3 protein-coding genes are annotated in these 7,162 nt (G+C 41.2%); 1 reads left to right on the top strand and 2 read right to left on the bottom strand.

Annotation, left to right across the window (positions count from 1 at the left end):
* Positions 1 to 3: 3 nt before the first annotated feature.
* On the bottom strand, positions 4 to 2,325 hold the full coding sequence (locus AW17_RS07915) for a PSD1 and planctomycete cytochrome C domain-containing protein (protein ID WP_029275590.1): 2,322 nt from the start codon (positions 2,323 to 2,325) through the stop codon (positions 4 to 6).
* A 167-nt stretch (positions 2,326 to 2,492) separates the two neighbouring features.
* The gene (locus AW17_RS07920) at positions 2,493 to 5,180 is read right to left on the bottom strand and encodes a glycoside hydrolase family 38 N-terminal domain-containing protein (RefSeq protein WP_029275591.1); all 2,688 of its coding nucleotides are present in this window, start codon (positions 5,178 to 5,180) and stop codon (positions 2,493 to 2,495) included.
* A 631-nt stretch (positions 5,181 to 5,811) separates the two neighbouring features.
* Here AW17_RS07920 and AW17_RS07925 point away from each other — a divergent pair.
* A complete protein-coding gene (locus AW17_RS07925; RefSeq protein WP_029275592.1) occupies positions 5,812 to 6,999 on the top strand; it encodes an ATP-binding protein in 1,188 nt (395 codons plus the stop codon).
* Positions 7,000 to 7,162 lie beyond the last annotated feature (163 nt).

Genomic DNA, 7,162 nt, shown 5'->3' on the forward strand with positions numbered 1-7,162 from the left:
ATATCAGGTTTTTGTAATGGTTTCCTCTAAATTATAAATGGTGGTAATCACCTCCATCATTGCAGCCAGTGTGACCTTGTTGATGTTTTTAGGAAGTGGGTACTCGCCCACAGTCAATACTTTCTCGGCATCTTTCCCACCTTTAAATATTTTTTGTTGATCTGCATAATAAGAGCTGAGCAGTTTTATCTCCTTTTCATTTGGAATCCGGCATACAATCAACCGGAATGCCTTCTTGATTTTATCCTCAGTAGTGTTCTTTTCCTGTAGGAGTCTCGCTGCAAGAACGCGTGAAGCCTCCAGTACCGTTGGATCATTTAACATCACCAGAGCCTGAAGCGGGGTATTGGTGTTTAACCGTTTCACCTCGCACTGATCGCGGTTACTGGCATCGAAAACACCCATTGAAGGCGGTGGGACCGTACGTTTGATAAATGTATACATTCCCCTGCGGTAAAGGTCTTCGGCATGGTCCTGGCGGTAGGAGGTCAGTATACCACGCCCGGAGGTCGCTCCTTCCCAAAGCCCCGCAGGCTGATAAGGTTTTACACTTGGACCGCCTATGGTCTTCACCAATAAGCCACTGCTGGCCAGCACCACATCTCTTATGGATTCTGCAGGGATGCGGTAACGTGGCGCACGTGCGAGCAGGATATTTTCAGGGTCGGTTTTTAATTTCTCTTTTGATACGACTGCAGATTGCTGGTAAGTCGCTGAGCTTACGATCTGTTTGACCAGACGCTTGATGTTCCAGCCATGGTCCATAAAATCTACCGCCAGCCAGTCCAGTAGTTCCGGATGCGAGGGAAGTTCGCCCTGCATACCAAAATCACCTGAGGTCTTAACAATACCACGTCCAAAAAACTCCTGCCAGATCTGGTTCACAAATACCCTTGCTGTAAGCGGGTTTTTCCTATCGAAGAGCCACTGCGTTAAACCCAGACGGTTTTTGGGATATTTATCGCTGAATGCAAGCAAAGATTTCGGGGTACCGGCCTGTACTTCTTCTCCGTGTGCATCATACACCCCCCTATTGAGGATATAGGTTTTACGTAGTGTATCCCTATCCCCCATTACCGAAACAATCAATTTATTGGTATCTCTCTTATTTACAAAAGCCAATATCTTTTTGATGTCTTCATTGCTGATTTCCATCAACGGTTTTTTCGCGTAGGTTTCAGCCCCCCCGACGGTTGACTGAAGTCCGACTTCTTTAACATTGTTAAAAAAAGCATATAACTGATAATATTCCTTTTGAGAGAAGGGATCATATTTATGGTCATGGCAATGGGCACATTCAATGGTAGCAGCCAGCATGGCCTTACCAAAGGTATTCACGCGGTCTGTTACATATTCAACACGGTATTCTTCATCAATTACCCCGCCCTCCTCGGTGATTTTATGGTTCCGGTTAAAGCCAGTCGCAAGCAACTGCTCCTTGGTAGCATTAGGCATCAGGTCTCCGGCAAGCTGCCAGCTGATAAACTGCTTGTAGGGCATATTGGTATTGAAAGCATGGATAACCCAGTCCCTCCATGGCCATTGACTACGATAGTTGTCGTCCTGATAACCATGCGAATCGGCATAACGGGCCACATCCAGCCAATGCAGGGCCATCTTCTCCCCATATGCGGGGCGCTGAAGGAGTGACTCCACAACCTTTTCATAGGCATTGTTGCTATTATCGGCTATGAACCTATTCATCATCTCCATATCCGGTGGTAGACCGGTAAGGTCGAGGCTGACCCGTTTCAATAACCTTTCTTTATCTGCCTGTTCATTTGGTTTTATTCCTTTTTGCTCCAGTTTCTGCAGGATGAAATAATCGATTTCGTTTTTTGCCCATTCCTTATTTTCCACTTTTGGGATCTGATGGCTTTTTGGCGGTGTAAAAGCCCAATGCCGCTCATATTTAGCTCCTTGTTTGATCCATTTTTCGATAACTGCAATTTCATGCGCGGTTAGTTTGAGATTCGAGGATTTAGGGGGCATTAGCTGGCTTGAATCCTGGCTAGAGATGCGCAAAAAAAGTTCAGAGGCTAAGGGTTTAAAGGGGACAAGCGCATGCGCCGAAGGCTTGTCTTTCAAAGCTTTATAAGCTTCTTCCGCAATATCCAGCCTTAAATCGGCTTCACGTTTATTGGCATCAGGACCGTGACAGATAAAGCACTTATCGGACAGTATCGGCCGGACATGAAAATTATAACTGATGCTATCGGGTATCTGCTCCTGTGCAACCTGGCTCGTGGACGAACTATTGCATGCCTGTATCGCATATATAATAGCCGAAAACAACAGCATTAAATAAAAAAGCCTACGGTTCATACTGATTATATTTGGTTTCGGCCCTTGCGGATGTTATGATCATCTGCAAGGGCAGGTATAATAATAAATAACTAAAACGGTTAACACAATGGACTATCCTACACAATACCATGGACTATCTTATTGTGAATAAACAGAAACCTTGTTCTATCCAATGTAATCGGCGCTTAATTTAAAATAAAACTGGCGGGGCCGAATGATGTTAAATCAGTACTGAACAGGTTATTTTTCACTTCTATTTTCTGTCCGGTTATCTCTCCCCTTAAATTTACAGGTAATGCGGATTTTACACTCATTTCTCCAGGAAGATTGATCGTTACCTTCCCTTTAATCCCTGCCTGTTCCCAGATCCGCAGCAGCGTGCCCCGGTTACCATCAGGGTCTGCTCCGAAAGCAGTTACCAGTACGCCTTTACGCGAAACAGAAATCCCGCTTTTTTCGCGCGGCAGCTTTGCACCTATACCGCTTGCGGTGATAGATAATAAGGGCATTCTGGCTTCCCAAGACTTAATGGCAATATTTTCAGCTGTATTTTCATTTTTCCCTACGGTCCAGATCCTCACCTTTTCACTCCAGGTGCCCTCTGTCCAGTATGGGAAATTGGTATTCCACATGTTATTATAAAGATTTACAAAAGCAGAAGCTTTTTTGGGCAAATAGTCATAATCATATTTCCAGAGCCCAGGTTCTCCAAAACTCATTAATGGGGCATCAACTGCACAGATCCCAACTCCAACACCTCCATGCTCTTTTAACGCAGCACCGGTATTTACGCCATAGATATAGCGGTTGCCTCCAGTAATCTGATCTGTTGCCAGATCCATCACCCCACCGATTCTTCCTACCTTAAAATCAGGCTTGTTGATGTTAAATGGAAAACATAACCAGCCTCCCTCTGGAAGGGTGTTAGGGACTTTATCCTTGATCCTCCATTCTACATCAACAAAGGGCTGCGCTTTGGGAAAGGTAAATCTTAGAGATACAGATTTGGCGATGCCTTGCGTATTACCAGTGGTCAGGGTAACAATATCAGCAAAAGAGGACTGCACAACATTCATCTTCCAATTGTTCAGCGTAACGGCTGAATAGGGAATATTCTTTGGCATATTCGGTTTTACAGAAGCATTGAATGAATTGGAAAGCGTACAATATTTATTATAATAATCTATGGTCTGCTGATAACTGAATTTCTCGTGTAAAAACTGTCCCAGCACAAAATTATCGTCCTTCGAAACAAGTTCTTTTCCGCTTGATTTTTCGATCAAAGAAGCAATGCCTCCGCGACTGGTATCAAAACGTACCGTAAAATATTTCGTATCCAAAATAGCTGGATGATTAGCTAAAGCAACCCCATTTTTCTCATCGTTCTTTATGACCTTATAACCGTTGGCCGGTATATCATTGACCCAGATCCTTTTGCTGCCAATACTGATCTCTCCACTTCTTGCCCATGGCAATGTATTGTATACGATGATTTCTCCGGCCTTCGCCTTTACATTCTGTGCAAGAATGGCTAACCTTTTATCCAGTTCTTTTGAGACAATACTATCTGTAATTTTTATATATCGCCTGTGCTCCTCAAAACTGCTTTCAAACTTTTCATAAAAGCCTTCGGCCCTCGCCCGGATGAAATCATTGCCATAATGATACCTTTCAATGCCCATATTTTTACCATCCATGGAGAAAAAGCCCCATCCGGGTGTCATCGCTCCCCAGGTATGTTCGCCATAAAGCATACTGTTTTCATAGGAAACAGCCAGTTTGTCCTCAACTGATCCACTCCGTAGCTTCCAGAGGTTTAACTGCGTATTTAAAATATCCAGAACAGGTTGAAGCGGACGGATATTCCTCGCCATTTTGGTTTCCTGAGGCATAGCCATTACACCATGAATCCATGGATCGACCATATCGCCCTTTATTACTGGCAGATCAGGGTTTTCGGCTAATAATGCGTTTGCAAAATCATCCAATGTCCCAATATGAACTTTAGCTCCTTTTATTTTCCCCGCTTCTTTCTTTACCTGTTCTACCTGACCCGGAGAAGGGGGACCTTCGTTATCATGAGTCATGGAAACCGCTAAATAGTTTTTAGAAGGCCAGTCATCGGGAGGCGTTAGCTTTGATCCGTACTCTGTCGAATAATTACAGAGGATCCTTGAACCATCCGGACCTTGCCACCAGAATAATTCAGGCAATATAGGCCCGCGATTAGCATAATTCCTTCCGATCTGCAAAAATTTAATCCCTGAATGATACAACAAGGTTGGCAAAAACCAACTGTGCGCCGGTACATCGGTCATCTTTGCCGCAATGGGTAATTTTAATCCATATTTCCGGGCTACTTTAGAGGAGAACCCCAGAGAACGCGCATAATCTTCTGCTTCAAACACATCAGTATGGATCGTGGCCGGAAAAGCATGAACATTTATATACCCCTCCCTCAAGGCCTGTTCTATTTTCTTTTTTCGCTCCGGAGTCTGCAGATCACCCAGAATATCCCCCCACATTGGCCAGCCGGCAATGGTCCATTTAAACCGGTCTGAACTTTCTTTGGTCCTTTCCTGATCAATGAGCTTAATTGCATTATCCATCATATCCACGCGGTATTTCTTTAAAACCTCCTTTGCAGACATGGTATAACCTAAATCGCAATGGGTTTTAAAGACAATCCAAATGTCCTTTACCCCAGGCGAGGTATGCCCAGGCAATAAATTCGAAGGCTGTCTGGGAACAGGGATCGGAGACTTTGGCTGATCCTGTCCCATTACATCTTGATTAAAAAATAATATGGGTAGAATAACGCCTATAAAGCATTCCAAGATATTGTATTTCCATAAATAATTTTTCAATCTCATGATTACGATCTTATACAGGTAGCCTAGGCGCCAAAGAAACAGCACCCAGAATTTCTAACTATATAAAGGTTAAAATATAACCCGTCCTCAACTACAAGTAATTTGACAATTAGTTGTGTTTTTTTGTGGTTGTAAAAATAAAAAGGCGGTTGCTGGGAAAATGAAATATACAAACGCTTTCTGTTCCTGATAAAGCTTATCATGATTTAGCCCTGATGCAACTTCTTCTCCGACTTTCTCGAAACTGCTCTAAAAACTGGCTTTTGTAACATCTTTCACCACCCGGTATTTTCAAGGGGTTTTGTTGTTCCTTCTTTTGCTTTGTGCTTATAGGTTCTCTCGCTGATGCCGAAATAATCCATTACCTGTGTAGGGGTTTCGCTAAAAATGGCCACTCCTTTTCAGCCATAGTGGTTCTCCGTCACTTTTGGTCACGAAGAACCAATTTTAGCGACATCCCCAAATCACCATTCAAAAAACAATTAGTATGGGTATTATGAATAGTTTTCGTATTTCTTAATTATATACAAAAAGTAAAGTGATAATTAAACAGAGCAAAAAACACAAAATATGTTAAACATAAAGAACGATTTTGAGTATTTTTGCTATTTTTGAAAAACGATTTAATAAAATGGATAAGCTAAAAGAAAAATCGAATATATTATTAAGCCAGCAAAACTTAAGTTTTCAACGATATTTATTAAGTGAAATAAACTGGTCCAACAGATTGATATGTATATTAGGATCTAGAGGTACTGGAAAAACAACTACCCTATTGCAGAGAATGAAGTTAGCTGGGGTTGAAGAGGCACTATATATCACGCTTGATGACATTTACTTCACTTCGAAAACGTTAATTGAAACTGCGGAGAATTTTAGGCAGCAGGGTGGTAAATATCTTTATATTGATGAAGTTCACAAATACCCTGGTTGGGCCCGAGAAATAAAAAATATTTACGATTTTTATAAGGACATTAACCTAATCATAACTGGTTCTTCAATAATCGAGATGTTAAGCTTAGAAGTAGATTTAAGCAGACGAGCAAGAGTTTACGAACTTAATGGTTTATCATTTAGAGAATTTTTGGCTTATAATCAAAATGTAATTTGTCCTGTAATGAGTCTAGAAGATGTACTAAAGAATCACATTACTATTGCTTCTGATCTAAATTCAATCAAACCTTTAAAAGCCTACAAAGAATACTGCAGCTATGGATACTACCCCTTCTTCAAAGAGGATCCCGAAGGCTATTTCATTCAGCTAACACAAGTTGTAAATTTAATTATTGGGTACGATTTATCTTCAATACAAACACTAGACAAACAACAGATTAGAAAAACCTATCAACTATTAGGAATTCTTGCCGCCCAAGTACCTTTTAAGCCAAATATTACCAGTCTGGCAAACACACTAGAAATGAGTAGAAGTACCCTGATATTATATTTGCACTATCTTGAAAAAGCCAAATTAATACAACAAATATTCTTGGAAGGCAAAGGTATGGGTGCAATGGAGAAACCTTCTAAACTTTTGCTTGATAATACAAATCTTTTTGATGCACTTTCAACATCCCCCGCTAATGAAGGCAGTAGAAGGGAATGTTTTTTTGTAAACCAACTTAAAAATGCAGGCCATCAAGTCAGTCTTGCAAAAGCTGGGGATTTTAAAATAGATGGAAAATACACTTTCGAAGTTGGAGGTGCTAAAAAGAAGTTTAACCAAATTGCAGGGCTTGAAAACTCTTTTATCGCAGCAGATGATATTGAAATTGGTTCAGGAAACAAAATACCTTTATGGACATTAGGATTGCTCTATTAACCTGAGTTCGATAATTATTTGCTGAAAATTATATCTTATTTACGCCTAATCCCGCTTTATCGTCCTGCTGAATTTATTTCAGCATCTTTTTAGCGTGAAAGACCCTGAAATAAATTCAGGGTGACGACCGTCTTAACAGAAAACTTGATTAAAACGCCACAAA

This window comes from Pedobacter borealis DSM 19626, from assembly GCF_000708285.2.
GTDB classification, from domain to species: Bacteria; Bacteroidota; Bacteroidia; order Sphingobacteriales; family Sphingobacteriaceae; genus Pedobacter; species Pedobacter borealis.

Coding starts and splice junctions, on each gene's coding strand:
- AW17_RS07915 (WP_029275590.1), bottom strand. CDS start 2,325: ATGAACCGTAGGCTTTTTTATTTAATGCTGTTGTTTTCGGCTATTATA.
- AW17_RS07920 (WP_029275591.1), bottom strand. CDS start 5,180: ATGAGATTGAAAAATTATTTATGGAAATACAATATCTTGGAATGCTTT.
- AW17_RS07925 (WP_029275592.1), top strand. CDS start 5,812: ATGGATAAGCTAAAAGAAAAATCGAATATATTATTAAGCCAGCAAAAC.